The 25,891-nt window shown below is 64.3% G+C and carries 25 protein-coding genes and 1 tRNA gene; 18 read left to right on the forward strand and 8 right to left on the reverse strand.

Annotation, left to right across the window (positions count from 1 at the left end; translation table 11 throughout):
• Positions 1-11: 11 nt before the first annotated feature.
• From proB to rplU, 4 genes are all read right to left on the reverse strand, one after another.
• On the reverse strand, positions 12-1,133 hold the full coding sequence (proB, locus tag BJI67_RS00590; protein ID WP_070071355.1) for a glutamate 5-kinase: 1,122 nt from the start codon (positions 1,131-1,133) through the stop codon (positions 12-14).
• A complete protein-coding gene (gene cgtA / locus BJI67_RS00595) occupies positions 1,126-2,184 on the reverse strand; it encodes an Obg family GTPase CgtA (RefSeq protein ID WP_070071356.1) in 1,059 nt (352 codons plus the stop codon). Before cgtA ends, proB begins: the two co-directional genes overlap by 8 nt.
• Positions 2,185-2,295: 111 nt before the next feature.
• The gene (gene rpmA / locus BJI67_RS00600; RefSeq protein WP_070071357.1) at positions 2,296-2,553 is read right to left on the reverse strand and encodes a 50S ribosomal protein L27; all 258 of its coding nucleotides are present in this window, start codon (positions 2,551-2,553) and stop codon (positions 2,296-2,298) included.
• A 27-nt stretch (positions 2,554-2,580) separates the two neighbouring features.
• Complete coding sequence (rplU, locus tag BJI67_RS00605; protein ID WP_070071358.1) at positions 2,581-2,892, reverse strand: 50S ribosomal protein L21; 312 nt, start codon at positions 2,890-2,892, stop codon at positions 2,581-2,583.
• A 197-nt stretch (positions 2,893-3,089) separates the two neighbouring features.
• Between rplU and ispB the strand changes: the two genes are divergently transcribed.
• Positions 3,090-4,058 (forward strand): octaprenyl diphosphate synthase, encoded by a 969-nt coding sequence (gene ispB, locus BJI67_RS00610; RefSeq protein WP_070071359.1) that lies wholly within the window; start codon positions 3,090-3,092, stop codon positions 4,056-4,058.
• A 24-nt stretch (positions 4,059-4,082) separates the two neighbouring features.
• Positions 4,083-4,159 (forward strand) — tRNA-Pro (locus BJI67_RS00615).
• Between the two features lie 57 nt (positions 4,160-4,216).
• Here the strand turns inward: BJI67_RS00615 and BJI67_RS00620 are convergent.
• Complete coding sequence (locus BJI67_RS00620) at positions 4,217-7,327, reverse strand: EAL domain-containing protein (protein WP_070071360.1); 3,111 nt, start codon at positions 7,325-7,327, stop codon at positions 4,217-4,219.
• Positions 7,328-7,711: 384 nt separating this feature from the next.
• Here BJI67_RS00620 and BJI67_RS00625 point away from each other — a divergent pair, with 384 nt between their 5' ends.
• The 4 genes from BJI67_RS00625 (at position 7,712) to BJI67_RS00640 (ending at position 10,598) form a co-directional block, all read left to right on the forward strand.
• Positions 7,712-8,737, forward strand: coding sequence for an aldo/keto reductase (locus BJI67_RS00625; RefSeq protein WP_070071361.1), 1,026 nt, complete (start codon positions 7,712-7,714; stop codon positions 8,735-8,737).
• Between the two features lie 237 nt (positions 8,738-8,974).
• A complete protein-coding gene (locus tag BJI67_RS00630) occupies positions 8,975-9,622 on the forward strand; it encodes a cytochrome b/b6 domain-containing protein (protein ID WP_070071362.1) in 648 nt (215 codons plus the stop codon).
• Positions 9,619-10,152, forward strand: a complete 534-nt coding sequence (locus BJI67_RS00635; RefSeq protein ID WP_070071363.1) for a hypothetical protein — start codon at positions 9,619-9,621, stop codon at positions 10,150-10,152. Before BJI67_RS00630 ends, BJI67_RS00635 begins: the two co-directional genes overlap by 4 nt.
• A 59-nt stretch (positions 10,153-10,211) precedes the next feature.
• Positions 10,212-10,598, forward strand: coding sequence for a nucleotide pyrophosphohydrolase (locus BJI67_RS00640; RefSeq protein WP_070071364.1), 387 nt, complete (start codon positions 10,212-10,214; stop codon positions 10,596-10,598).
• 3 nt (positions 10,599-10,601) lie between these two features.
• On the opposite strand, the gene BJI67_RS00645 is transcribed toward BJI67_RS00640, so the two are convergent.
• Positions 10,602-11,237: an L-lactate permease gene (locus BJI67_RS00645; RefSeq protein ID WP_070071365.1), complete on the reverse strand. Its 636-nt coding sequence runs from the start codon at positions 11,235-11,237 to the stop codon at positions 10,602-10,604.
• A 61-nt stretch (positions 11,238-11,298) separates the two neighbouring features.
• On the opposite strand from BJI67_RS00645, the gene BJI67_RS17880 reads away from it, so the two are divergent.
• A complete protein-coding gene (locus BJI67_RS17880; RefSeq protein ID WP_231940876.1) occupies positions 11,299-11,775 on the forward strand; it encodes a hypothetical protein in 477 nt (158 codons plus the stop codon).
• 60 nt (positions 11,776-11,835) lie between these two features.
• Positions 11,836-12,111 (forward strand): hypothetical protein, encoded by a 276-nt coding sequence (locus BJI67_RS17885; protein ID WP_231940877.1) that lies wholly within the window; start codon positions 11,836-11,838, stop codon positions 12,109-12,111.
• Here BJI67_RS17885 and ilvE read toward each other — a convergent pair.
• The gene (gene ilvE / locus BJI67_RS00655; protein ID WP_070071367.1) at positions 12,060-12,953 is read right to left on the reverse strand and encodes a branched-chain-amino-acid transaminase; all 894 of its coding nucleotides are present in this window, start codon (positions 12,951-12,953) and stop codon (positions 12,060-12,062) included. The genes BJI67_RS17885 and ilvE overlap by 52 nt on opposite strands.
• Positions 12,946-13,743 (reverse strand): PhzF family phenazine biosynthesis protein, encoded by a 798-nt coding sequence (locus tag BJI67_RS00660; RefSeq protein ID WP_070071368.1) that lies wholly within the window; start codon positions 13,741-13,743, stop codon positions 12,946-12,948. The genes ilvE and BJI67_RS00660 overlap by 8 nt, the downstream gene beginning before the upstream one ends.
• Positions 13,744-13,897: 154 nt before the next feature.
• Between BJI67_RS00660 and BJI67_RS00665 the strand changes: the two genes are divergently transcribed.
• The 10 genes from BJI67_RS00665 (at position 13,898) to BJI67_RS00710 (ending at position 25,765) form a co-directional block, all read left to right on the forward strand.
• Positions 13,898-15,334 carry an aminotransferase-like domain-containing protein gene (locus BJI67_RS00665; protein WP_070071369.1) on the forward strand — a complete coding sequence of 479 codons (1,437 nt, stop codon included), beginning with the start codon at positions 13,898-13,900 and terminating at the stop codon, positions 15,332-15,334.
• A gap of 89 nt (positions 15,335-15,423) precedes the next feature.
• Positions 15,424-15,711, forward strand: coding sequence for a YrhK family protein (locus BJI67_RS00670; RefSeq protein WP_038087947.1), 288 nt, complete (start codon positions 15,424-15,426; stop codon positions 15,709-15,711).
• 380 nt (positions 15,712-16,091) lie between these two features.
• Positions 16,092-17,789 (forward strand): 2-isopropylmalate synthase, encoded by a 1,698-nt coding sequence (gene leuA / locus BJI67_RS00675; RefSeq protein ID WP_070071370.1) that lies wholly within the window; start codon positions 16,092-16,094, stop codon positions 17,787-17,789.
• Positions 17,790-17,812: 23 nt separating this feature from the next.
• Complete coding sequence (locus tag BJI67_RS00680; RefSeq protein ID WP_083250508.1) at positions 17,813-18,481, forward strand: FMN-binding negative transcriptional regulator; 669 nt, start codon at positions 17,813-17,815, stop codon at positions 18,479-18,481.
• Positions 18,482-18,485: 4 nt separating this feature from the next.
• The gene (locus tag BJI67_RS00685; protein WP_197513204.1) at positions 18,486-18,884 is read left to right on the forward strand and encodes a GNAT family N-acetyltransferase; all 399 of its coding nucleotides are present in this window, start codon (positions 18,486-18,488) and stop codon (positions 18,882-18,884) included.
• A gap of 700 nt (positions 18,885-19,584) precedes the next feature.
• Positions 19,585-20,919 (forward strand): HlyD family secretion protein, encoded by a 1,335-nt coding sequence (locus BJI67_RS00690; RefSeq protein WP_070071372.1) that lies wholly within the window; start codon positions 19,585-19,587, stop codon positions 20,917-20,919.
• The gene (locus BJI67_RS00695; RefSeq protein WP_070071373.1) at positions 20,916-23,081 is read left to right on the forward strand and encodes a peptidase domain-containing ABC transporter; all 2,166 of its coding nucleotides are present in this window, start codon (positions 20,916-20,918) and stop codon (positions 23,079-23,081) included. Before BJI67_RS00690 ends, BJI67_RS00695 begins: the two co-directional genes overlap by 4 nt.
• 293 nt (positions 23,082-23,374) lie before the next feature.
• Positions 23,375-23,551, forward strand: a complete 177-nt coding sequence (locus BJI67_RS17690; protein ID WP_197513206.1) for a hypothetical protein — start codon at positions 23,375-23,377, stop codon at positions 23,549-23,551.
• A 10-nt stretch (positions 23,552-23,561) separates the two neighbouring features.
• A complete protein-coding gene (locus tag BJI67_RS00705) occupies positions 23,562-23,933 on the forward strand; it encodes a hypothetical protein (RefSeq protein ID WP_070071375.1) in 372 nt (123 codons plus the stop codon).
• A gap of 629 nt (positions 23,934-24,562) precedes the next feature.
• Entirely contained in the window at positions 24,563-25,765 is a 1,203-nt protein-coding gene (locus BJI67_RS00710) for a TolC family protein (protein WP_197513208.1), read from the forward strand.
• The last annotated feature ends 126 nt before the right edge of the window (positions 25,766-25,891 follow it).

Raw genomic sequence — 25,891 nt, forward strand, 5'->3', positions numbered from 1 at the left:
TTGTCCGCGGCCTATATCAGGACGAGATTGTCGCGGTGGATCAGCTCGGGCTCGTCGACGTAGCCGAGCACACGTTCGATCGACTCGCTGGGCAGGCGCATGATGCGGCGGGTCTCTTCCGCCGCGTAGTTGACCAGGCCGCGGGCGATCTCGCGGCCTTCCGGGTTGCGCACGGAAACCACCTCGCCGCGCGCGAATTCGCCGCGCACCTCGGTGACGCCGACCGGCAGCAGGCTGCGTCCCGATGTGTGCAGCGCGTGTTCCGCGCCGGCGTCGACCCAGATCTCTCCGCGTAGCTTGAGCTGGCTCGCGATCCACTGTTTGCGTGCGACCAGCGGCTCGCGGTCGGGCCGCAGCAGGGTGCCCAGGCGCTCGCCCTCGGCCAGACGCAGCAGGCAGTCCGGTTCGCGTCCGGCGCAGATCACCGTGGCGGCCCCCGAGCGTGCAGCCCGTCGCGCTGCCGCAACCTTGGTGGCCATGCCTCCGCGTCCGAGTGCACCGACGCCGGAGGCCGCATAGCCCTGCAGGCGGACATCGCTGGCCTGCCCCTCGGCGATTAGCACGGCATCGGCATGCTGGCGCGGATCGCGGTCGAACAGGCCGCTCTGGTCGGTCAGGATCACCAACAGGTCGGCCTCGACCAGATTCGCCACCAGTGCGCCGAGCGTGTCGTTGTCGCCGAAGCGAATCTCGTCAGAGGCGACGGTGTCGTTCTCGTTCACCACCGGGATGGCGTCGAGTTCGAGCAATGCGCGCAAGGTGCTGCGCGCATTGAGGTAGCGGTGCCGGTCGGCCAGGTCGTCGTGGGTGAGCAGCACCTGGGCGGCCAGCAGTTCCTGGCGCGCGAATTCATCCTGGTAGGCCTGGATCAGGCCCATCTGGCCGACCGCGGCGGCGGCCTGGAGTTGGTGCAGCGCGCTGGGGCGTGTCTTCCAGCCAAGCCGGTTCATGCCCTCGGCCACCGCGCCGGAAGAGACCAGCACGATCTGCTTACCGGCGGCACGCAGGCGCGCGATCTGTCCGGCCCAGCCGGCCAGCGCGGTGTGATCCAGGCCGCGGCCGTCTGCGGTCAGCAGCGAACTGCCGATTTTCACCACCCAGCGTCGACCCTGCGTCGGCTCGCGCTTATTCATCGTCGTCGTCCTGGGTGTCGGACGGCGACGCGGGATTTTCCGCGCGCATCGTCTTGATGTGGTCCATCACCGCGCGTGATAGCTCCGCAGTGCCGGCGCCGGTGGCGGCGGAAATGCAGAAGCGCGGTCCCTCCCAGCCGAGCGACTCGGCCAGTGCGGCGCAGCGGGTTTCCGCCTCGCCTGGCGGGAGGGCATCGGACTTGTTGCAGACCAGCCAGCGCGGGCGCGTGGCCAGATCGTGGCTGAACTTGTCCAGCTCGGCCAATACGGTGCGCGCATCCTCGGCCGGATCGTGCGCGTCGAGTGGGGCGATGTCGACCAGATGCAGCAGCAGACGCGTACGCTGCAAGTGCTTGAGGAAGCGATGGCCCAGTCCGGCACCCTCGGCTGCACCCTCGATGAGCCCGGGAATGTCGGCCATGACGAAGCTTTCCAGCGAGCCGACGCCGACCACGCCGAGGTTGGGGTGTAGCGTGGTGAACGGATAGTCCGCGATCTTCGGGCGTGCGTGCGAAAGCTGGCTGATCAGGGTCGATTTGCCCGCATTGGGCAGGCCGAGCAGCCCCACGTCGGCGAGCAGCTTGAGCTCGAGCTCAAGGTTGCGCAGGTCGCCTGGGCTGCCGGGCGTGGATTGTCGCGGTGCGCGGTTGGTCGAGCTTTTGAAATGCGCGTTGCCGAGCCCGCGGAAGCCGCCCTGGGCCACCTTGAGGCGCTGCCCCGGCTGCACCAGATCGCCGATGGTCTCGCCGGTATCGGCATCGCGCACCACGGTACCCACGGGTACGGGGATGTCCAGATCGGCACCGGCGCGCCCGGTCATGTCGCGGCCCATGCCGTTCTGGCCGCGTTCGGCATGGAAGAAACGCCTGTAGCGGAAGTCGCTGAGCGTGTTCAGTCCGCTGTCGGCGACCAGATAGACGCTACCGCCGTCGCCGCCGTCGCCGCCGTTGGGACCGCCGAAGGGGATGTATTTTTCGCGCCGGAACGAGACGCAGCCATTGCCGCCGTCACCGGCCTGAACCTTGATACGGGCTTCGTCTACGAACTTCATGGCGTTAGCATCGGTCGCCGCGGGGGCGTGCGCAAGCCTGACGGCAAGCGGATACGCGAAAGCCCCGCCGGGGCGGGGCTTTCGCCGGGGTGTCTGCCCGCGGAAGCGGGGTCAGACGGGCAGTACGTTGACGTACTTGCGATTATTGGGGCCCTTCACCACGAAGCTGACCTGACCGTCGATCTTGGAGAACAACGTATGGTCACGTCCCAGGCCGACGTTGAGGCCGGGGTGAAACTGGGTGCCGCGCTGACGGACGATGATGCTGCCGGCGCTGACAACCTGGCCGCCAAAGCGCTTGACGCCCAGGCGTTTCGATTCCGAATCGCGGCCGTTACGCGTGCTGCCGCCTGCCTTTTTATGTGCCATTTCCGATTACCTCTCGCGTTTCGCCGCTCAGCCCTGGATGGCGCCGATCTGAACTTCGGTGTAGTCCTGACGATGCCCCATCTGCTTGCGATGGTGCTTGCGTCGACGCATTTTCACGATTTCGATCTTTTCGCCGCGGCCGTGCTTGCGCACCGTGGCAGCGACCTTGCCGCCATCGATGTAGGGCTTGCCCACGGTGACGTTCTCGCCGGCGCCGACCATCAGCACCTTGTCGAACTCAACTTCGCCGCCGACATCCACGGCCAGGCGTTCGACCTGAATCACGTCGCCTTCCGCGACTCGGTATTGCTTGCCGCCCGTAGCGATCACCGCGTACATGATGGAATCTCCGCAACTGCTGCCAAAAAAGAGGCGGGATTCTAGCTCGCCACGCACATCAGGGTCAATGCCCGCAAGCGTGACCGACTCCGCGGTACGCTTGACACCCTGGCCACCCCTCCCTAGCATGCGCGGACCGCGCCAATATTAAACTTCGACTTATTTCCATAACACGAGCAAGGCCGTACTTTAAATCTATGGAGCTGAGCGCAATTCGTTTGCTGGTCGAGGCCGAGATGCGGGCCGTGGACGAGCACATCATTCGCCATCTGCGCTCCGATGTGATCCTGATCAACCAGTTGGGCAGCTACATCGTCGATAGCGGCGGTAAGCGCCTGCGCCCCCTGTTGGCTCTGCTCAGTGCCAAGGCCTGCGGCTACGCCGATACGGGGCATATCGGCCTGGCAGCCATCATCGAGTTGATCCACACGGCCACGCTGCTGCACGACGACGTCGTCGACGATTCGCAGCTGCGCCGCAACCGCGAAACCGCCAATGCCATCTGGGGCAACGAGGCCGCCGTGCTGGTCGGCGATTTTCTCTATACTCGTGCCTTCCAGATGATGGTCGACCTCGGCAGCATGCGAATTCTGGATATTCTCGCCCAGGCAACCAACACCATTGCCGAAGGCGAAGTGCTGCAATTGCTCAACTGCAACGACCCGGACACCACCGAGGCGAGCTACATGGAGGTCATCCACTCCAAGACCGCCAAGCTGTTCGAGGCTGCGACGCAGATCGGCGCGGTTCTGGCCGGGCGCCCCGAGGCCGAGGAACAGGCACTGGCTGCCTACGGGATGCACGCGGGCACCGCATTCCAGCTCATCGACGACGTCCTAGACTATCGCGCCTCGGCCGAGCAGATGGGCAAGAACGTGGGCGACGATCTGGCCGAGGGCAAGCCGACCCTGCCACTGATCTACGCGATGCGCAGCGGCAACGAAGCGCAGCGTGATGTCATCCGCAAGGCGATCGAACAGGGCGGTCTGAATCGGCTGGACGAGGTGCTTGATGCCATTGAATCGACCGGCTCTATTGCGTACACTGAGTCGGTTGCGCGGCGCGAAGCGCAGCTTGCCGCCTCACAGCTCGATGTCCTGCCGGATTCCCCGTACAAGGAAGCGCTGGTCTCGCTGACACGCGTGGCCGTGGAGCGGCAATCCTGAGCGTCGGGCGGTAAAATTTAGATTCGGAGTGTAGCTCAGCTTGGTAGAGCACTGCCTTCGGGAGGCAGGGGTCGAAGGTTCGAATCCTTTCACTCCGACCAAATCAGCAGTAACGAAGAAGCCCCGGCCCTGTGCCGGGGCTTCTTCGTTTACGGCGTTCAGGCCTGCGTGCAGCGGCGTGCCTGGTGGTGCAGCTCGCCAAGGAGATCCTGTAGCTCGTCGATCCGGTCTGTACCCAGGCCGGCAGGGTCGTGCTGCCAGGTTTGCAGGGATTCGGCGGCATGGGCTAGCAATCGTTCCAGGGCGGCGCGAATGTCGTCATAGGCCGCCAGATTCATGCCGCTGGGCATTTGCCGGCCAAGCCAGCGGATGAGGGGGAGCTTGCCGGGGTTTAGCAGATGCAGCAGTACGGGCGGCGCTGGTTGCAGTTCGAGTGCCAGCTCGAAGAGATGCACGACCGCGGCGACCTGGGCCACCATCACCTGCAGCCCAAGCAGGTCATCGAAGGCGGGGCTCGCGGCGATATCGGTGCCGGGTTCGTGGGCGGCCGTCCATGCATCGAATTCGTCGATGGGCAGGGCCGGGCTGAAGTAGTAGCCCTGTCCGTAGCGGATGCCGAGATCGAGCAGCATATCTCTTTCGGCGCGGTTTTCGATGCCCTCGGCGACCAGATGCAGGTCATCGAGCATGGCCAGCACGCTCATCGACGCGGCAATCCCGAGGTTATGGGGGTTTTCCAGGATGCCGCGCACGAACCTGACATCGAGCTTGATGCCCGCAATGGGCAGGGCCTGCAGCCATTCCAGGGTGGCGTAGGCAGTGCCGAAATCGTCGAGATGCGCGCGCACGCCGCGTCGGGCTGCCCATTCGAGATGCCGGCCTACACGCTCTGGGTTGCCCAGGGCTTCGCGTTCGGTGATTTCGATGCCCAGATGTCCGGCGGCCCGCGGGTAACGCGCGATGACTTCGTCTATGTCTTCGGTGAAATGGCCGCCAGCAAGGTGCTTGAGTCCGATATTCACGTTGAGATCGTAATTCAGCCCCTGCCGTGACCACGTGTCGAGTTGGTCGGCCGCGCGCAGCAGGATGTTGAGGCCGAGAGCCCGACTGAGTTCGGTATCGGATTCAACCTCGCCGATGAACTGGTCGGGAGGCAGTACCCGGTCGCCGTCCTGCCAGCGCACCAGGACCTCGGCGCCGAGTACGCGGTCATTCAGCAGGTCGATTTGCGGCTGGTAGTAGAGCACGATCTGGCCCGCATGCAGGGCATTGGTGAAGTTGTTGCGTACGTGATTACGCGCATGGATTTCGGCTTCCAGCCCGGTATCGAAGAAGGCATAACCGTGTCCACCCCGGCTTTTGACGCGGTAGAGGGCGTAGTCGGCGCGTTTGAGCAGATCCTCCGTGGTGAGCTCGGACGAGGCAGTGGAGACTCCGATGCTGGCACCGATGCCCTGCTGACTGCCGTCGGGGAGTTCGACCGGCTGCTTCACTGCGTTGAGCATGCGGTCGAGTATCCCGCGCAGCATGTGCACGTCCTGAACGCCCGGCAGCAGCAAGCCGAATTCGTCTCCTCCCAAACGTGCGAGCGTGTCTCCTGCGCGCAGGATGGGGCGCAGTCTTTGAGCGATGACCGTGAGCAGATGGTCTCCGGCACCATGTCCAAAATGATCATTGACGCTTTTAAAATCGTCCAGATCTAGCAGTGCGACGGCATGCAGATCGGGCTGGCGCGTGACCTCGTGGAGCATCTGGTGCAGACGATCCTGAAAAACGGAGCGGTTGTGCAACCCCGTCATCGGATCGTGCAGGGCGAGATATTCTAGGTTTCGCCCGCGGTCGTAATCGTCGAGACCGAAGGTGATGTTGTGGGCAAGGCGCTGCATCAGGTCGACCAGGGGCGCGCTGAATAGATCGGGTTGTCGTGAGCTGACGCTGACCACGCCGACAATTTCGCCGCCGCGCTTGAATGGAAAGGCAGCAACGGCACGCAGTTCGCTACGCGAGTGAATGGAACGCCAATGCGAAAAGTGTTCGTCGTGCGTAAGGTCCTTGACCACCTGCATGCGCCCGGTACGGATGGCTCGCCCGGCTGGTCCGTGGCCGCTGGGCTGGCCTGCCGCTGCAGACAAGTCGAGGGCATAGGGATCGAATTCGAGGTCCGGCGCTGTGGCGCAGGCAACCACACGGATACGCAGATCGGGTTGCAGCAGGCCAACCCAGATTGCATCCATGCTGGCATGATCGAGGATCAAGGTGCAGAGCCCCTCGAACAGAGTGTCCGGATCCGGCCGGCGCGTGATGAGTCGGTTGATCTCCGAGACGGCGGCATAAAAGTCGCGGGTCAGACGCAATTCGCGTTCGCGTTCGAGTGCTACGAACCCGAGGTTGATCGTGTCGACGATTTCCTGGTAACAGATAAGAGTTTCCGAACCGAAGCCACTGGATTTGGGGGCAAACAGGATCAGGGCCGCGGTACGTCGTCCACCGTGGCCCAAGGGCAGGGCCAGCATGGAGCGGACTCCGGTGCGTTCGGCCCAGAGGCATTCATCCGGCGTTGCCTCGTCGGCACTCAGTTCCTCGATGCCGCATATCCTGCCGCTTGCAAGGCTTTCTGCCACGGTGCGTGCGATGGCGGCTTCGTTGTCCGTGATAGGGGGAGGTTCGGCGTCGCCAGGCTCTGACGTTAACCCCATTAATATCGGCGGGGCGTCAGTCTGTCCGGGTAGCGCTACCCAGGCACGCAGTTCAGGGAGGTTCTGCATCAGTGCAACGCACGCGTGCCGGTAGAGGGTATCCGGCTCGGGTTGCTCGGCGAAAACCCGCAATATGGCCGAACGCGCAGTCAACAGCCGCTGCTGGTCGGTGACCATGCGATTCAGGCGTTGCAGTTCGGTGATGTCGGTTTCGATGACGCCCATCAACCGTGGATGGGATGAATTATCGGTGCGCGCGTATTCCAGAGAGACGAAGCGTACGCGTGTATGCAGGACTTGGCCGTCCTGGCGGTAGCTCAGCAAGGTCAAGACGCAGGCTGTGCCGTCGCGAATCGCCTCACGACCACGGTCAAGCGACTCGACGTGGTCTGTGTCGTCCTCAGGGCCGGAGTGCAGATGCGTCCAACTGTTCCCGCGCAACTTGTCCTGGGGGTAGCCGTAGAGGCGGCTCAAGGCGGGATTGCAGGCGATGATCGGCTGAAGTGGGTCGGTGGCGTCGACCAGGAAGGCGGCCTCGTCGCTATGCGCGGTCAGCGCGGCCTGCATATCCATCGCACTTGACACCTGATCCCGCATGTCATCCATCGTTGGGGAGGAAGGCTGCAACGCTGTGAGCAGCGCGGTGGATGCGTGCTGTCGCTATCACCAGTTCTGGGAATTTGATTCGCATTCCTTATTAATTGTTGACTGGTTTAGTAAGTATTGGTCCTGACAATTTATATAGCATATGCAGGATAAATATCTTGCCCTTCGGATATTTCGCTTTCCCATCGGCCGAGCGGCCTTGCACCCATCGCGTTCAAGCGCTAGTTTTGCACCGCGCTGCGATATTCGCAGTTTGTCTCTCCAGATCCATTCACGATTTACCTCGCTACTTATCTGCTCAGCGTTCGCCGTGACCGTTGGTTCAACGCATTTCGTTATTCAGGAGGTGCCATGAATTACCGTCAATTGGGACGTACCGGCCTCAAGGTTTCGGAGTTGTGCCTGGGGGCCATGACCTTCGGCTCCAATTTCCTGTCGATCGCCGTCGTCGGCCAGAACGATGCCGACGCGCTGGTCTCGCGCGCCATCGAATCGGGCGTCAATTTCTTCGACACGGCGGATGTGTATTCCTACGGCGAATCGGAAGAAATTCTCGGCAAGGCGCTCAAGCAGGCCCCGCTCACGCGCGATCAGGCCGTCATCGCGACCAAGGTACGCAGCCCGATGAGCCGCGCCGCCAGCGAGGGCAGCGGCGATCCGAACAACGTGGGCCTGTCGCGCAAGCACATCATGACCGCCTGCGAGGCCAGCCTGCGCCGCTTGGGTACCGATTACATCGATCTGTATCAGGTGCACGGCTGGGATATCCGCACGCCGCTGGAGGAAGCCCTGCGCACGCTGGATGACCTCGTGCGCCAGGGCAAGGTGCGCTACATCGGCGCCTCCAACTGGTCCGTGCGCCATCTGGCGCAGGCGGTCACCCTGGCCGACGCCAAGGGTTGGGAGCGCTTCGCCTCGCTGCAGGCCTATTACGCGCTGGCCGGGCGCGATCTCGAACACGAACTGCAGCCCTACTGCGTCGAGGCCGGCCTCGGCATCATGCCCTGGTCGCCCCTGGCGGGCGGCTACCTCACCGGCAAGTTCCGTCGCGATCACAGCGGGCCGGAAGGCGCGCGCCGCAGCGGTTTCGATTTTCCGCCGGTGGATGCACGGGTCTACGACGCCATCGACGCGCTGGAGGCGGTTGCCGGCGAAACCGGGGCCAGCGTTCCGCAGGTGGCGCTGGCCTGGCTGCTCACGCGACCCGGGGTCAGCTCGGTCATCATCGGTGCGAAAAACATGGCTCAGCTCGAGGACAATCTCGGCGCGCCGGCCGTGTCGCTGACCGAAGAACAGATCGCTCGACTATCGGCGACGACCGCGCCGCTGGCGCAGTATCCGGCGTGGATGATCGAGCGCCAGAACAGCGGGCGCTGAATTTTCTCGGCAACATCTTGCGATAAGAAATACAAATTAATTAATATTGGTCAGCGTCGCGCAGGCAATCCGTCGAGAGCGGCGGATTGCCTGAATTTGCGCCATCCGTGCTTCGAATTGCAGCAGAAAATCCCGCGTATTATTTAAATACCCATTGAATTTATGCGGCCAAATCGTCTGGCGCGCAAATTGCTCCCTTCCCGATGTGTTTGTGCAAGTCGGACCGAGGTGAGAAATATGAATTCATGGGACGGTGCATCCAAGATCTACCATTGGCTGCTCTCGTTTGCGATCAGCTTCGAGCTGTTCAGCAGCACGCTGATGTCGGACGTATCCACAAATTCCGCATTTCCCGCGCCCTCCTCCGTCGGCGTATTCGATGCCCACCAGATCGGCGGCATCCTGTGTGCGGTCGTGCTCGGTGCATACCTGCATCGAGTGCGGCGCGATACCAGAGTGCGTGAGCGGCTGTTCCCCTGGCTGCATCGCGGGGGCATGGCTCCCGTCTGGTCGGAAACCCGGGCGTTGCTGCGCGGTCGGCTGCCGCCAGCCGGTGCGGCGGCGGGACTGCCTGGGTTCGTGCACGGTCTCGGGGTGTTGATCATGATCGGCATGGCCCTGACCGGCGTGCTCAACATCCTGCTGCGGCCTGGAGTGACCATTCCGTTCAGCTTCGGCTTTGCGCCGACCTTCTTCATCTATTCGGTCGAGTCGGTGGTGCACAACGCCATCTCGGTGATGGCCTGGGCGTATTGGATCGGCCACGTCGCCTTCGCGGTGATTCATGAGGCCGCCGGTCAGGGTGTGATTCGCGGCATGTTCCTGCCGGCGGAAACGCCCCGCGCGGAAGCCGGCGATACCAGCCTGCGGGAGCCCATGCAATGAGCGGGGCAAGCGTATCCGCACCGCTGCCGGCGCAGCTGCCTCAGGCCCTTACGCGGCTGTGCATCGCCATGCTGTTTGCGCTGCTGACGGTGGATGTGGTGGCAACCCTGGCGATGCACTGGATGCTGCACTGGCCCCTGCATAGTTTGGCGGACTGGCCACAGGCGCTGGCCGGCGTCTATGTGGCGGCGGAATTTCCTTGGTACGTGATCCAGCACGGCGTCACCTCCGTCTTCGGCCTGACCGCATTCGAGGATCGCCTGATCGAGCCCTACCAGGGTTCCATGCCGATCGAGATGCTGGCCATCGCAATACCCGTCGCCTGGGTCATCCTGAGCTATCTCGGGGTGCTCTGGCTCGCCGCACGCGGTCGACGTCTGGCCGACGTTTCCGGTGCCCCGCCGTACACCCTGCGCGGGCTTGCCGTGGGCATGGGCTTCGCGCTGCTGTACGTCGTCGCGATCCTACTGACCGTGCACATCGCCGTGGACGGCTTCGCGGTGCTCGATTTCAAGCTGCTCGCGCGCTGAAGACAGGGCGCATCCCGCCGGGGTTAGAATCGGGGCGTCATCGAATCCGCGAGAGGCCCATGTCGACCACCGATACCCTGGAAACGCTGCGCGAGGCCCTGGAGCGCTTCGCGCAGGAGCGCGAATGGGAACGCTTCCACTCGCCGAAGAACCTCGCCATGGCCCTGTCGGTGGAAGCGGCCGAACTGCTCGAATGCTTCCAGTGGCTGACACCCGAGGAAAGCGCCGCGCCGGATGCCAAGCGGCGACGCGAAATCGAGCACGAGATGGCCGACGTGCTGCTCTACCTGATCCGCCTCGCCGACCGCCTGGACGTCGACCTGCGCGCCGCCGCGCTGCGCAAGCTCGAACTCAACCGCGCCAAGTATCCCGTCGAGCGCGTGCGCGGACAGTCGCGCAAATACGACGAATACGACGAATACGTGCCGCCGGAGGACGGCGACTGAGGCTCAGCCCAGGCGAAGGGCGGCCAGCGCCGCGGTGAGCAGGGCCAGCGGCAGCGCGCCGTAAGGCCAGGCGCGGGCGTAGACGCGCCCCATGCCGCCGGCCAGCCCGGCGAGCGCGACGGCCATTTCGATGCGGATCGGCGAGAGTGCGGTCAGCGCGCTGCCGGCCACGTTCTGTACCGCGGCAAGCCAGGGCAGCAGCGATGTGTGTGTGCCCGCCATCGCCGCCTGCAAGGGCATCATCAAGGCATTGGAGGCCGTGTTGCTTGCCGTTAGCAGTCCGGCAAGGCCACCGAGCAGCGGCGAGGCATAAAGCGCTAAAGAGCCGGCCGCGGCTTGCCAGCCGGCAGCGAGCCGGGTGGGGATGCCGGCGTCGCTCATCAGCTGTGCCATCACCACGAACAGCACGGTGGTACGCACCGCCGGCCAGCCCATGCGCGCGCCTTGCCGCAGCAGCGCCCCCCAGGCAAGCGTGCCGGCCGGCCGCGTGAGGCCGTATGCGAGAGCCGCCGCGCAAAGCCAGAATGGCACTTCGTAGAACGGCGGAAAGGCGGGCCAGCCCGCAGCCGGCTGCCAGACCCACAGATGCTCCAGCATGCGTCGCAGCGGCGGCAGCGCGTGGGTGAACAGCAGCAGCATCACGAGCAGGAGATAGGACGCCGCCGCGCGCGGCGCCGAGCCACTCGGCCGTCGTGGGCCGATGGTCGCGCCAGTGGCGTGCGATGAGCAGGACGCCGGTCGCAAACAGTCCGGCGACGGGTACCGCGATCACGGCATTGCCGAGGATCAGCAATCCCGCGAGGAGACCAGCCCAGCAGAGATCGTCCAGTCGCTGGCGCGGGTTCGGACGCAGACCCTCGGCGGCGGCCAGATGCCAGAACAGGGCGAGATAGCCGGCGAGCAGCAACGCTGTCAGGGCGGCGCTGGCCATGCCAAGCGCGCGCAGATCGATGCCGGCCAGGGCCGCGCCGACGGTGGTGCCAACCGCCATGCCGCCCCAGGGCACCAGCATCTGGCTGTACAGCGCGAGCACGGCAGCCGTAGTTGGCGCAATGCCCAGGCGCAACATCAGCGGCAAGGTCACGACCAGCCCGATCCCGAACCCGGTGGCCGCTTCGAAAAACGGGCCGAGCAGGAAACACAGTGCGAACAGCATCCGGTAGCGCGCCGTGGGTGACAAGCTTCCCGGCGTTGGGTCCGCGGGCTCTGATCGAGCGCGCGCGTGCTCGACGACCTGATGGAACAGCAAGCCTGCGAGGATCACCGAGATGGCCAGCCAGCTCACCCACAGTCCATGCAGGACGGAAACGCCGATCCCGGTGAACGCGGCGTGGACGTCCGGCGCCCCCTGCAGTGCAGCCGGCAGACTGAGGACGGCGCCGGCGAGCGCCGCGGCCCAGATCCCAGCACGGCGGCTGGCGAGCACCGCCAGCAATCCTGCGAAGGGCAGCAGGTCGAGAATCACGCCGCGCCCGGTGCCGCTCCGCATTCGCGTGCGATCAGGGCGAGGTAGGCGTCCTGGATCGCGCGCGTGACCGGGCCGGGGCAGGACGGCAACGCGCGGCCGTCGATCTCGCGCACCGGCAGCAGTTCGGCGGCGGTGCCGGTGAGGAAGCACTCCTCGGCCGTGTGCAGTTCGTAGGGCGCGAGCGAGGCCTCGCGCGCCGGCCGGCCGAGCGCGGCGGCCAGTTCCAGCACGACCGCCCGGGTGACGCCCTCCAGCGCGCCGTCGATACCGGGTGGGGTGAGCAGTTCGCCGCCGCGCACCACGAACACGTTGTCGCCACTGCCTTCGGTCACCCGGCCCTGGGCGTTGAGCAGCAGCGCCTCGTCGGCGCCGGCACGGCTCGCCTCCATCCGCGCGAGGATGTGGTTGAGGTAGTTGAGGCTCTTGATGCGCGGATCGAGGCCGTCCGCCGGCAGGCGCCGGGTGGCCGCGATGGCCACGCGCAGGCCGCGGGTGCGGCTGGATTCGGCGGCGAGCACGATGCGGTCGGCGACGACGAACACGCTGGGCCGAGCGCAGCTGCGCGGATCGATGCCGAGGGTGCCGATGCCGCGCGTCGCCACGAGACGCAGATAGCCGTCATCGAGCGGGCAGGCGGCGATGGTCTCGTGCACCGCCGCCGTCAGCGCCTCGGCGTCGTAGGGCAGTTCCAGGGCGATGGCGCGTACCGAACGCAGCAGTCGGTCGAGGTGCGCCTGCAGGCGGAACGGACGGCGGGCGTAGAAGCGGATGCCCTCGAACACGCCGTCGCCATAGAGCAGGCCGTGGTCGTAGACCGAGATCTGCGGCGCGGCGGGATCGACCAGGCGGCCGTTGAACCAGCAGCGCGCAACGCTTTGCTCAGGCATGCAGCACCCCCGTGAACACCGTCACCGCGCGCCCGCCGATGCGCACGCGGTCACCGTCCAGTGCCAGCGAAAGCCGGCCGCCGCGTGCCGAGACCTGGTAGGCGTTCAACCGGTCGCGGTCGAGTTCGGCGGCCCAGTAGGGGGCGAGCGTGCAGTGCGCCGAGCCGGTGACCGGGTCTTCGTCGATCCCGACCTGCGGGCCGAAGAAGCGCGAGACGAAGTCGCGGTCGGGCTTGTCGCCCGCCGCGGTCACGATGATGCCGCGTGCCTTGATCCGGCGCAGCGCGGCGAAGTCCGGGGTCAGCCCGCGCACGCTCGCGGCGTCGGCGAGGCGCACCACGAGGTCGACCCGTCCCTGCAGCACCGCGACCGGCTCGGCGCCCAGTGCCGCCGCGAGTCCGGCGGGGGCTGTGCAGGGCGCCGGGGGATCGGCCGGAAAGTCCATTTCGTAACCCTCGTCGCGGCAGCCGACGGTCAGCAGGCCGCTGCGCGTGTGGAAGCGCGCCGGCGTAGCCGCGGCCAGCGTTTCCGTCTCGAACAGCACATGCGCGCTCGCCAGGGTGGCGTGCCCGCACAGATCCACCTCCACCGCGGGCGTGAACCAGCGCAGGTCGAAACCGTCCTCGGCGGGGCTGACGAAGGCGGTTTCCGAGAGGTTCATTTCGGCGGCGACCTGCTGCATCCAGGCGGGCTCGGCGGGCGCGTCGAGCAGGCACACGGCGGCTGGATTGCCGGAGAACGGGCGGTCGGCGAAGGCATCGACCTGGAACAGTCGGAGGTCACGGCGCATGGCTGGGTCCTGGCGGGTTTGTGTCGTCACACTGTAGCGGCCATACTTGCGATGGTACAGATTCAGAAACTTTTAAAATGAACCGATACAGTTTCAATGCCCCGCCAACTGTACCCCTTGCGGGGGCGGCGTTCTGTACCGCCCCGGAGGCCGCATGAGCGCGAGCGTGCCGGGCGTGCTCTACCAGCGGGTCGCCGCACAGATCGCCGAACGCATCGAGCGGATGCAGTACGCGCCCGGCGAGCGCCTGCCGGGCGTGCGCAAGCTGAGCCGGCAGTTCGGCGTCAGCGTGGGCACGGTGGTGCAGGCGCAGCAGCTGCTGGAGGACCAGGGGCGCATCGAGGCGCGGCCGCGCGCGGGCCATTTCGTGCGCGCCCGCACCGCCCTGCCGTCGCCGCCCTCGCCGTCGCTCCCGCAGTCGCGGCCGACCCTGGTCAGCGGGCAGGCCATGGCGCTGCGCCTGGTGCAGGCGACGCACGAACCGGGCGTCGTGTCCTTCGGCGCCGCGGTGCCCGCCGAAGGCTTCCTGCCGGTGCAGGCCGAACGCGCCGCGCTGCGCCGTACGATGACGCACTACGCCGAACGCGCGACGGCCTATGCCTTCCCGCCGGGCGTGCCCGAACTGCGCGTGCAGATCGCCCGGCGCATGGCCGAGGCCGGCTGCGCAGTCGATCCCGACGAGGTGATCGTCACCAGCGGCTGCCAGGAGGCGCTGACCCTGGCGCTGCGCGCGACCACCGCGCCCGGCGACGTGGTCGCGATCGAGTCGCCGACCTTCTACGGCCTGCTGCAGGTCATCGAATCGCTCGGCCTCAAGGCGCTGGAGGTGCCCACAGATCCCGAACGCGGCATATCGCTGGAGGCGCTGCAGGTGGTGCTCGAACGCTGGCCGGTCAAGGCCTGCGTGCTGGTGGCCAACCACAGCAACCCGCTCGGCTACTGCATGCCGGTCGAACGCAAGCACGCGCTGCTCGAACTGCTCGGCGCGCACGACGTGCCGCTGATCGAGGACGATATCTGGGGCGATCTCGGCTTCGGCCACGAGCGTCCGCCGGCGGTGCTCGCGGGCGACCGCGACGGTCGCGTGCTGTACTGCTCGTCCTTCTCCAAGACCCTGTCGCCCGGTCTGCGCGTGGGCTGGATCGTGCCCGGTCGCTACCGCGAGCCGGTCAGCTACTACAAGTACGTCAGCAACCTCGCCACCGCCACGCTGCCGCAGCTCGCGGTCGCCGAGCTGCTCGCGCAGGGCGGCTACGAGCGCCATCTGCGCCGGGTGCGCGGCGAATACGCGACCCACGTCGCGCGTCTCAGCGACGCGGTGGCCGAATACTTTCCGCCGGGCACGCGCATGACGCGACCGCAGGGCGGCTGCGTGCTGTGGGTCGAGCTGCCGCACGCCATCGACAGCCTCGCGCTGCACGAGCGCGCGCGGGCACGCAGAATCAGCATCGCGCCCGGACCGATGTTCTCGGCCACCGGGCGCTACCGCTCCTTCATTCGTCTCAACGCCGCGCTGCCCTGGGGCCGCGCCGTCGAGCAGGCGGTGTTCATTCTCGGCGACCTCGCGCGCCAGCTTGCCGAGGAGGCGTGAGGGAACCCGTCCGCCGCTTGCTTGACCAACTAGACACCAACCCACGCTGCGGACCGCGCCCGGTCTGCACAAACCGAAGAGAGGCCGCCATGGCATCGACCGAGGAATCCCTGCAGGACAGCCGCGACGTCACCCTGACGCTCGGACGCGAACAGCTCGTCATCCATCAGCGCTACGAAACCGCCAGCATTTTCAACGACTTCCTGATCGCCATCTGGTTTCTGGTCGGCAGCGTTTTTTTCCTCTACCCCTCGCTGACCCACATCGGCACCTGGCTGTTCATCCTCGGCAGCGCGCAGTTCCTCGCGCGGCCGATGATCCGTCTGGCGCACCACGTCTATCTGCGCCGGGTGCCACACGGCGGCTGGGACATGTAGGCCTTCGGCCCCGGCGGCCTGTGCCGCCGGGGTTGCCATCGGCCCGGTCAGCGGTTATAAATCGGGCCATGAACACCCGCATTCACACGTTCGACGCACTGCGACTGCGCTAGCCGGCCTCCCCAGGGAGCGTCGGCCCACCGCGTTTTAGCCGTCGAACACACAGAATGCGTCCATGAAATCCATCCCCTCCAAATTGTTTGCCCACGCCGACCTGCGCACCGCGCAGTCGCGTTCGCGCGTGGGCGCGGCGAGCCCCGAGCTTGCCCTGCGTCTAGCCCTTCTGCGACTGAGATAGGGTCGGCGGCCTGGCGCGTGCGCGCATGGCCACCGGCCCCAGCCCTGGTTCACCCCCTCAATCTCAGTTTCAGGAGTACGCCATGAATTTCGATCCCCAGGGCAAATACCGCCCCTTCGAGCCCGTCTACCTGCCGGACCGACAGTGGCCCACGCGCGTCTGCCGCGAGGCGCCGGTGTGGTGCAGCGTCGACCTGCGCGACGGCAACCAGGCGCTCATCGAGCCGATGAACCACGACCGCAAGGCGCGCATGTTCGCGCTGCTGGTGCGCCGCGGCTTCAAGGAGATCGAGGTCGGCTTCCCGGCCGCCTCGCAGACCGACTTCGACTTCGTCCGCTGGCTGATCGAGAGCGACCGGATCCCCGAGGACGTCACCATCCAGGTGCTCACGCAGGCGCGCGACGCGCTCATCGAGCGCACCTTCGAGGCCCTGCGCGGCGCGCGCCGGGCCATCGTGCACCTCTACAACTCCACCTCGCCGGTGCAGCGCCGCGTGGTCTTCGGCCTCGACCGCGCCGGCGTGATCGACATCGCGGTGCGCGGGGCCGAACGGGTGCGGGTCTGCGCCGAGGCCCAGCCGGAGACCGACTGGGTGTTCCAGTATTCGCCGGAAAGCTTCACCGCGACCGAACTGGATTTCGCGGTGGAAATCTGCGACGCGGTCAACGCCGTGTGGCGACCCACGCCCGCGCGCAAGACCATCATCAACCTGCCCGCGACCGTGGAGGTGTCCACGCCCAACGGCTTCGCCGACCAGGTGGAGTGGTTCGGCCGCCACGTGCGCGACCGCGACGCCATCGTGCTCAGCGTGCACCCGCACAACGACCGCGGCTGCGGCGTGGCCGCCGCCGAACTGGCGATGCTCGCCGGCGCCGAGCGCGTCGAGGGGACCCTGTTCGGCAACGGCGAGCGCACCGGCAACGTCGACGTCGTCACCCTGGCGCTCAACCTCTACACCCAGGGCGTCGACCCGCGTCTCGACATGGGCGAGATCAACGAACTGGTGCGCGTGGCCGAATACTGCAACCAGCTTCCGGTGCACCCGCGCCACCCCTATGCCGGCGAACTGGTGTTCACCGCCTTCTCCGGCTCGCACCAGGACGCCATCCGCAAGGGCTTCGCGGCGCAGCGCGCTGATGCGGCCTGGGAGGTGCCCTATCTGCCCATCGACCCGGCCGACCTCGGGCGCAGCTACGAGGCGGTGATCCGGGTCAACAGCCAGTCCGGCAAGGGCGGCGTGGCCTACCTGCTGGAGCAGGACTACGGCATCAGCCTGCCGCGCCGGCTGCAGATCGAGTTCGCCCGGGTGGTGCAGCGCGAGGCCGACGCGAGCGGCGCCGAACTGGGCTCGGCCGACCTGTGGCGCCTGTTCCAGGCCGAATACCTCGCCGGCGGCACGATCGAATTGCGCGGCTACCGCGAACAGCGGGATGATCGCGGAGCGGTCAGGCTTTCCGCCACCCTGTCCGTGGACGGACGCGAGCGCCTGCTCACCGGCCACGGCAAGGGCTCGGTCGACGCCTACGTGCACGTGCTCGAACAGGCGACCGGCGCCGCCATCCGGCTGGTCGACTACCGCGAGCACGGCGCCGGCCCTGGCGCTGACGCCCGTGCCGTCGCCTACGTCGAGATCGCGGCGGCGGACGGCACGGTGTTCGGCGTGGGGCTGCACGACGATGTGCTCAGCGCCTCGATCGACGCCGTGACCTCGGCGGTCAACCGCGCGCTGGCGGCCGGCAGTCTGGCGACGGACGCGGACGCGCGCGACGCCGCACCTTAGAAAACGCAGACGGCGCGCCGGCCATGAGCCGGTGCGCCGACAGGAGAAGCGCCATGTACCTGCCTGCCGCCTTCCGCGAGGAAGACCCCCAGCGCATCGATGCCCTGCTGCGCGCCCATCCGCTGGCCCTGCTCGTTAGCGGGAGCGGCGCGGACGGGCCGCACGTCAGCCACGTGCCCCTGCTGCGCGAGGATATGGGCGGCCCCGGGGACCGGCTGATCGGCCATTTCGCGCGGGCCAATCCTCATGCGACGGCCTTCGATGACGGCGACGCGGTGCTGGCCGTGTTCCGCGGACCGGATGCCTACGTCTCGCCGCTCTGGTACGCGTCGCCCGGCGTGCCGACCTGGAACTTCGCGGCGGTGCACGTGCACGGCCGCATCCGTCGGGTCACCGACCGCGAGGCGCTAAGCGCGCTGATCGGCCGCCTGGCAGCGGCCTTCGAGGCGGATGTCGGCGAAGACTGGCGCTGGGGCGGCAGCGGCGATCCACAGGCCGGAAAGCTCGACTACATCGTCGGCTTCGAAATCGCCATCGAGCGCGTCGAGGCCAAGTTCAAGCTGAGCCAGAACCGGTCCGCGGAGGACCGACATAAGCTCGCCGAACGGCTGGCGGCCTCCCCGCGCGAGGCGGACCGGACTGTGGCGGCGATGATGACGGAAAACGAACGGACGCAAACGCAAAAGGAGTGAAGCGGTGTCGACGGAAGGCGGTGTGGTGACGGGAGACGATCTGACGGCTGCGGACAGCGCAACGGCGTGGCGCACGGTCGAGCGGCTCAATGACGCGCAGATCGACCAACTGGTGGACCTCTACCGGGGCGAATCCTGGTGCGCAAACCGCCGACTCGAGGATGTCGAACGCATGCTCGCGCACACCGACGTGATCGTTGCCCTCGTCGAAGGCCCGGACGACGCCCTCGTCGGCTTCGCCCGCGTGCTCACCGATTTCGTCTACCGCGCCACGCTCTACGACGTCATCGTCCGAGCCGACCGGCGCGGCAGCGGTCTCGGCGCCGAGCTGCTGGATCGCGTGGTCAACACCCCCTCGCCTGCGAGGTGGATTACATCGACCTGTTCTGCGGCCCGAGAATGATCCCGTTTTATCGCCGGTGGGGGTTAGTGAGACATGGGGCGTGTTTGATGATGCGGAGAGAGGGAGGGTGATGTGGGGGGGGTGGTAGAGGGATTGGTCGGCTATCGACCCCTCCAGTCGATCACGTGTCGGGATGCGTAGAAGGCTCCAATTCCACAGCGGGCGTTCAATACCTGAGTTCAGGTGTGTGTTGAGACGACGACCATTTTCACTCCCAGTTCACTGCTTCATTTAGCCCTGCATCGAAAACGGCTTCAAAGAACGAGACAAGCGCGTAGGCAGACTTCTCAACGAAGTAGTAGTCAAACTTGAAATCCATTCTTCGCTAAATTTCAATCAGCTCCGGAGCGATTGCCGCAAGTCCACCAAGGCGTGTTTACATTTGGCCAAGGCGCAGCATTCGAGCAAAGCCACAAATGGGTCACAACGCGAGCCGGCAACGGTAAAACTCGAATGTAACTTTACTCCGCTCCAGGGGGTCGAGAGAAAGGGTCTCGACGGCTATGTAACATTAACCAAGAAGTCGAGACTTGCTTTCAGGTGCGTGCCATGGCCACGGCCATGTTGTCCAGCATGACCACGAGACATGGCATTTGCGTGCGCCGATCGTGCTGTTCGCTATGCCTTAGCGATCGGGCTTCCCGGGTCAAAGCCGATGGAATAGCGCTCACGGTGAGTAATCGACACTGCGGGAAAAGAAGTGCCGACTGACGCCCCCAATAAGCTTTTCCGCACCGAAGCATTGGTGCGGCACGAGCGGAGCTGGCTGGGTCGGGTGCGCGTACAGTCCCCCGTAAGCCACTCCGTCTATGCCGCTTTGGCGCTGGCGCTGACGCTGGCGGTCGCGGCTCTTCTGATCTTTGGACGTTACACCCGGCACCTCAGCGTGAGCGGTATGCTGGTGCCCAGCCAGGGTCTACTCGATGTATCGGTGCCGCTTTCAGGCACGGTGGAGAAGGTCATGGTGCGCTCGGGCGAGACCGTGCCATACGGTGCGCCTCTGATGGAGGTTGCGGTGCATCTGGACAGCCCCGCCGTGGGACAGATCGGCACCGTGATCGCGCAGGCGCTGGGCGAAGAAAAGAATCTCCTGCTGGATAATCTGCAGACGCAGAGATCCGTGTTCGATATCCAGCGCCGCATGCTGACCGGCAAGCTGAAGGATTTGCAGGTACAGCGTGCTCAGGTGGACGCCGAGATCGGCGTGCAGCGCGAAGACGTCGCCACCACCGAGAAAATCCTGAAAGAGTTCCTCAGCGTCAAGCAGCGCGGCCTGGTCTCCGATCCGGAGTTGGAGCAACAACAGCTCACCGTCTACTCCGCCAAGAACCGGCTGCAGGAGCTGCGCGGACAGCACACCGCCTTGACTCAGCAGATCGATGCCGCTCGGCATCAACTGGCGGAACTGCCGCTGAACGCACGCAATCAGGAGAACGCCATCCGCGACAAGCTGGAAACGCTGCGCCAGAGCCTCGCCAAGACGGCCGAAGGCCGTAGCTTACTGTTGCGTGCGTCATCGGCGGGCGTCGTTTCAGCGCTTACGGTCAACCCGGGCCAAGCGGTTTCTGCAGGGGCTTCGGTGCTGTCCATAACGCCCGGCCACGACCCACTAGAGGCGCAGTTGCTGGTGCCGAGCCGCGCGGTTGGATTCCTGCACACGGGATCGACGGTTTTGCTGCATTACGCGGCATTTCCATACCGCGAGTTCGGTGCATTTCGAGGCACGGTGCGCAGCATCTCACCCAGCGCCCTGACGCCGGCGGAAATCACGACACTAACCGCTGGCGGACGCAGTAATGTGCCGCTTTATCGGGTGATGGTGTCGCTACACGACACGGCGGTAACGGTCGGTGGGCGGCCCGCACCGCTGCGCGCAGGCATGCAGTTGCAGGCGGAAGTCACGCTGAACCGGTTGCGGCTGATCCAGTGGGTGTTCGAACCGCTTTACGGACTGGGACATGGCTTTCTTTCCGGCAAGCCTGCATCCGCACCCGCTGCTAAGCCGGCCAACGCGGCACACGAGGGAGCCTCATGAAATCCGGAGGAGCTCTGCTCGGCGGCCTGCGTTTCGGTTTCGGCCGGAGGGTACCCGTCGTACTGCAATCGGAGGCCGCCGAGTGCGGTCTGGCCTGCCTGGCGATGGTCGCCGGCTATCACGGCTACGAGACGGACCTGGGTGAAATGCGACGGCGCTTTACCGCTTCGCTCAAGGGGATGCATCTCTCGCGTCTGATGCAGGTCGCTGCCGAACTGAGGTTGGATGCCCGCGCCGTTCGGTTGGAACTGGACGAACTGGCCCGTCTGCGCCTGCCCTGCATCCTGCACTGGGACATGAACCACTTCGTGGTACTGACGGACGTCGATCGCAACGGAGCGACCATTATCGATCCGGCACACGGTCGGCTTACATTGCCGCTCTCCGAGGTATCCGAAGCGTTCACCGGCGTGGCGCTGGAGCTGGTGCCGGCTGCCAACTTCGAACCGGCGGCGCGAAAACCGAGTGTGTCGCTGCGTGCCCTGGCCGGCTCGGTGGAGGGGCTAAGATCGGCGCTACTGCGGGTATTCGCGCTGGCACTGGTACTGGAGGTGCTAGGCATCCTCGGGCCGTTCTACATGCAGTGGGTGCTCGACGAAGTGCTGGTGATCAACGATCACTCGCTGTTGACCCTGCTGGGGCTCGGGTTCCTGGCGGTGACGCTTTTCACCGCGGCATTTTCCGTGCTGCGCTCGTGGGTCATTCTCTACGTCAACGCGACGCTGGGCGTGCAGTGGGCGACCAACGCCTTTGCGCATCTGATGAAGCTGCCGCTGGACTTTTTCGAGCGGCGCCACATAGGCGACGTTGTCTCGCGCTATGGCGCGATCCAGAACATTCGCCAGACCATCACCACCGAACTGGTCAGCGCGGTGCTCGACGGCATCATGGCGAGCGCCCTGCTGATCGTGATGAGCATCTACAGCCTCGAGTTGACCGCCGTGGCGATCGGCATCTTGCTGCTCTATCTGTTGCTGCGTTGGGTGGCCTACGAACCGCTGCGTGCAGCCACCGAACGGCACATCTACGCCGGGGCGACCCAGCAAAGCCACCTGTTGGAAGCGATTCGGGGCGTGCAGGCGCTCAAGCGCTTCAACGCGGACAGTGCCCGCACTGCACGTTTCGGGAACCTGCTGGTGGAAACCACCAACCAGCAAATCCGCGAACAGCAGCTGTCGATCCTGTTCGGCGCGGCACAACACCTGCTGCTGAGCGCAGGCCACGTTGCGGTGATCTGGCTCGCGGCCCTGCAGGTGATGCACGGTGGCTTCACTATCGGCATGCTGGTCGCCTACGCAGCCTACGCCAGCCAGTTCATCGGGCGCGGCGACGGGCTCATCAACGCCTGGATTTCCTTCCGCATGCTGCGCCTCTATGGCGAGCGGCTGGCCGATATTGCTCTCGCAGCGCCGGAAAAGAACGTCGAATCCACCTATCTGGGGCCCGATCCAGCGCCGCACCTGTTGGCAAAAAACCTCGCCTACCGTTACGGTGCCGACGAGCCGTGGGTGTTGGAGGATGTCTCCTTCGAGCTTGCTCCCGGTGAATCGCTGGCCGTTGTCGGCCTTTCCGGCTGCGGCAAAAGCACGTTGGTCAAGCTCCTGCTCGGATTGCTTACGGCGGAACGAGGGGAACTGTTGATGGGCGAGGTCGACGTGCGCCAACTGGGGCTGCGCCGCTATCGCGCCCTGGTCGGCTCCGTCATGCAGGCCGATACACTGTTTGCAGGCACGCTAGCCGACAACATCGCGCTGGCAAATCCAGAGGCTAGCCTCGACGACATCGTCGCCGCCAGTCGTGCGGCCGCCGTGCACGACGAGATCGCCGCACTGCCCATGGGCTATCAGAGCTTGGTTGGCGATATGGGCTCCGTGCTCTCCGGTGGGCAGCAGCAGCGCGTGCTGTTGGCTCGCGCGCTCCTGGCAAAGCCCCGCGTATTGGTGCTCGACGAGGCGACCAGCCATCTCGACAGCCTGCGCGAGCGCCAAGTGAACGACAACCTTCGTGCACTGGGTATAACCCGCGTGGTGATCGCACATCGCTGGGAAAGCATTGTGCAGTGCGACCGCATCATGCGTCTGAGCGACGGGCGCTTGAAAGAAGTATCGCGCCAAGTGCTCGAAGGGAATCTGCTGCATCAGCCTGATGCGGAGCTTGTCTGAGTTGGGAAGTAAAAGGTGGGGAGACGTCCAGTCAGAACGGATCTGTATCCCCTAAAGTTAGCAAGCTCTTACTGGCGCATGCCCATCCCACGACAAAACGGTTAATGCGCATATCAAATTTGTAATTTTAATTACTTATACATGAAACCAATTGCATGGATTAGGCCCAATCAGTACTGATAACTAGTTCGTCAGCCAATAGATAGCGAATCTCGGCATTGAAAGTTCTTGCATTAAGCGAGAAGCTCGCGGGAAGCGTTCCCGTGATTGTGAGACCAGCGAGGGATGGAATCATGCGTGAATTGACTTTGGATGAAATCGAAGAAGTATCTGGTGGGCTGAGTTTGAAAGGAGGTGTGGAACTCATAGGCGCTGTTGGCGGCGTCGCAGCGGTAATCGGCGCTCCTGCCGCCGCAGGATTTGCTGCTGGGATCGTTCTCGCGTACGCGATTGCCGAGGCTGAAGGGTAAAGCTTAAGTCATGAAACCTGATAGAGGCGGGCTCGGTTTCTTACTATTCTTAGCTCTGTTAATTGTCGGTATAACCGAGCTCGCCTTTTACGCATATCACAGCATTGAAGGTGTTCCAGAAAATTCGAATCAGATAGTCGGCATTGTCGTTACTGTGGCATTCGTGTTCGTCTACGCTTCCGTTTTTTGGGCCTACTTCAGGGGAGCTAGAAAAGGAGCAATAAGGCTAGGTATCGCAACCACCCTCTACAATTTGGTTATGTGTTTATCAATTATCAAGGAAATTCCACTGTGGCTACAAGTAGTAGCTCTTGTGATTTTCTTGGCGGCCATATCTCCTCTCTGGAAAAAGGGGATTTTAGGCTTTCATGAACATAAATAATTTAAGATAAGCAACTTCTCATCAATGTTCTTATGCATATTTTTCTGGCTAATAATCTCTGCGTAAGTTCCGTTTAAATTAAGGATAGCTCCACTTCAGATCCAGGACTTCCCTGCAATTCCATTTTTTTTCATTTGCAGCGATTAACTGTGTGTCATGATGCGCTTTAGCCTTTTTATTTGGGGCTTCACCGGATTGAGTGGGTAACTCACTATATACTGCTTCAAAAATTCGCCTCGCGCGAATTATTCGAAAACCTGTCTCTAGGCTGCATTGACAGTTCTGGTATGGCGCTGCTGAGCGCTATCGCGATTTTTTATAAGAAACATGTAAATGCCCAAGGCGATTGTTGATGCGGGCCTTGAGGTTTGGTTTTGGGGAAGTCCCTAACAATGATCGATAAGAAGTGTGCGTTTTTATTGTTTATTTGTCTGGCGCTTATATTAGATGGAGTCAGCATCGCTCAGGCAAACTCAGGGGGGGGTTCTGCCTACGGCTATAGTGCTGATCCCTGGGATACACAGGCTCTGGTGCCCGAACAAGGTCGTTACAACGCCAACCGTACGAACCTACCAGTAGCGCCGTCAGCTACTCCCCCCATTCCTGGAATGATCGCCCGGCTGCGCTCGTTGCCAGCCTTAACAGCCTGGGCGTTGCAGCACAACCCACAGACGGCCGCGGCCTGGGCATCGCTGCGCGCAGCCGCAGCCGCTCTGGGTGTCGCCAAGGGGGCGTGGTTGCCCACGTCTAGCGTGATAGTCAACGACCAGCGCAGCGGTACCACCTACGACATCGGCATCAGTCCGCCGCCCGTCAACGGCGTCTACAACAGCCTGACGCTGAGCGAGACGCTGTTTCATTTCGGCTACCGCCGGGCGACGGTGGATCAGGCGCGTGCCAATGTCCTGGCGAGCCGCTTCGATGCCAATGCCGCCTTGCAGTCCATCGCCTTGAACGTCGCCGTCGACTATTACGATATGGCTCAGGCCCGTGAAGAGGTCCACATTTACCGTCAGGGCGTCGCCGAGGCACACGAAATTTACGCGGACGCGGAGGCGCAATACCGCGTGCATCTGAAATCCGCAACCGATGTCTATCAGGCACAGATGGAACTGGCACAAGCGCAGGAGCAGCTGCATTCCGCTCAGGGCCAAGCGGCCGCGCAGCGCGGCATACTTGCAGAGGCGGCTGGTCTGCCGGTAACGACGCCCCTGTCCGTCTACCCCTTACCCGTGCCACGCGATACCGTTCCGGCATCCATTCACGCGTTGTTGCGCACCACCCTGCGCAAAAACCCGACCCTGCTGGCGGAGCAAGCCCGCGTACGTGCAGCTAGCGCCGCAGTGCGCCAGGCCGCAAGTGCGGACAGCCCCAGCCTGTCGCTAAACGCCGGTCTGGGGAAAAATGTACTGAGCAATCAGCCGGACGAAAGCAGCTTCAGCATCGGACTCAAGCTCAACATCCCGCTAGATCTCAGTTATTCGGCCGCCTATCAGATGCAACAGAACCGTGCGCTAATGCAAGAAGCGCAGGCACAGGTGCGCGTAACCGCAAACGCCGTTCAACTGTCCGTCTGGGAGAACTACGCGCGCTGGCGCGGCGCCGTGCGCGCCTATAAGGCCGCGCGTCAGCAGGTTGCCAGCGCACGCAAGGCCGTGGACGGCATTCGGACCGAATACCGTATCGGACTGGCGAGCATGCTCGATTTGGTAACGGCGGAACAGAACCTCATCTCGGCGCGTATCGTACTGGTCGAGGTCATGAACGAGGTTGCCGTCGATCGGGCGCAGCTGTACCGCAATGTCGGATTCAATCCTATACCCAGCCGTTGAATTAAATATCGATAAAGCACAACCTCAAAGCGTTCAAGTTGGCGTGATTTTACTGTAATAGTTAAACGCATGAACCTCGAGGTTAAAATTCAACCAAAAATCATGAGCCAATATGCTCGGTAGCTC

The organism is Acidihalobacter aeolianus (assembly GCF_001753165.1).
Lineage (GTDB): Bacteria > Pseudomonadota > Gammaproteobacteria > DSM-5130 > Acidihalobacteraceae > Acidihalobacter > Acidihalobacter aeolianus.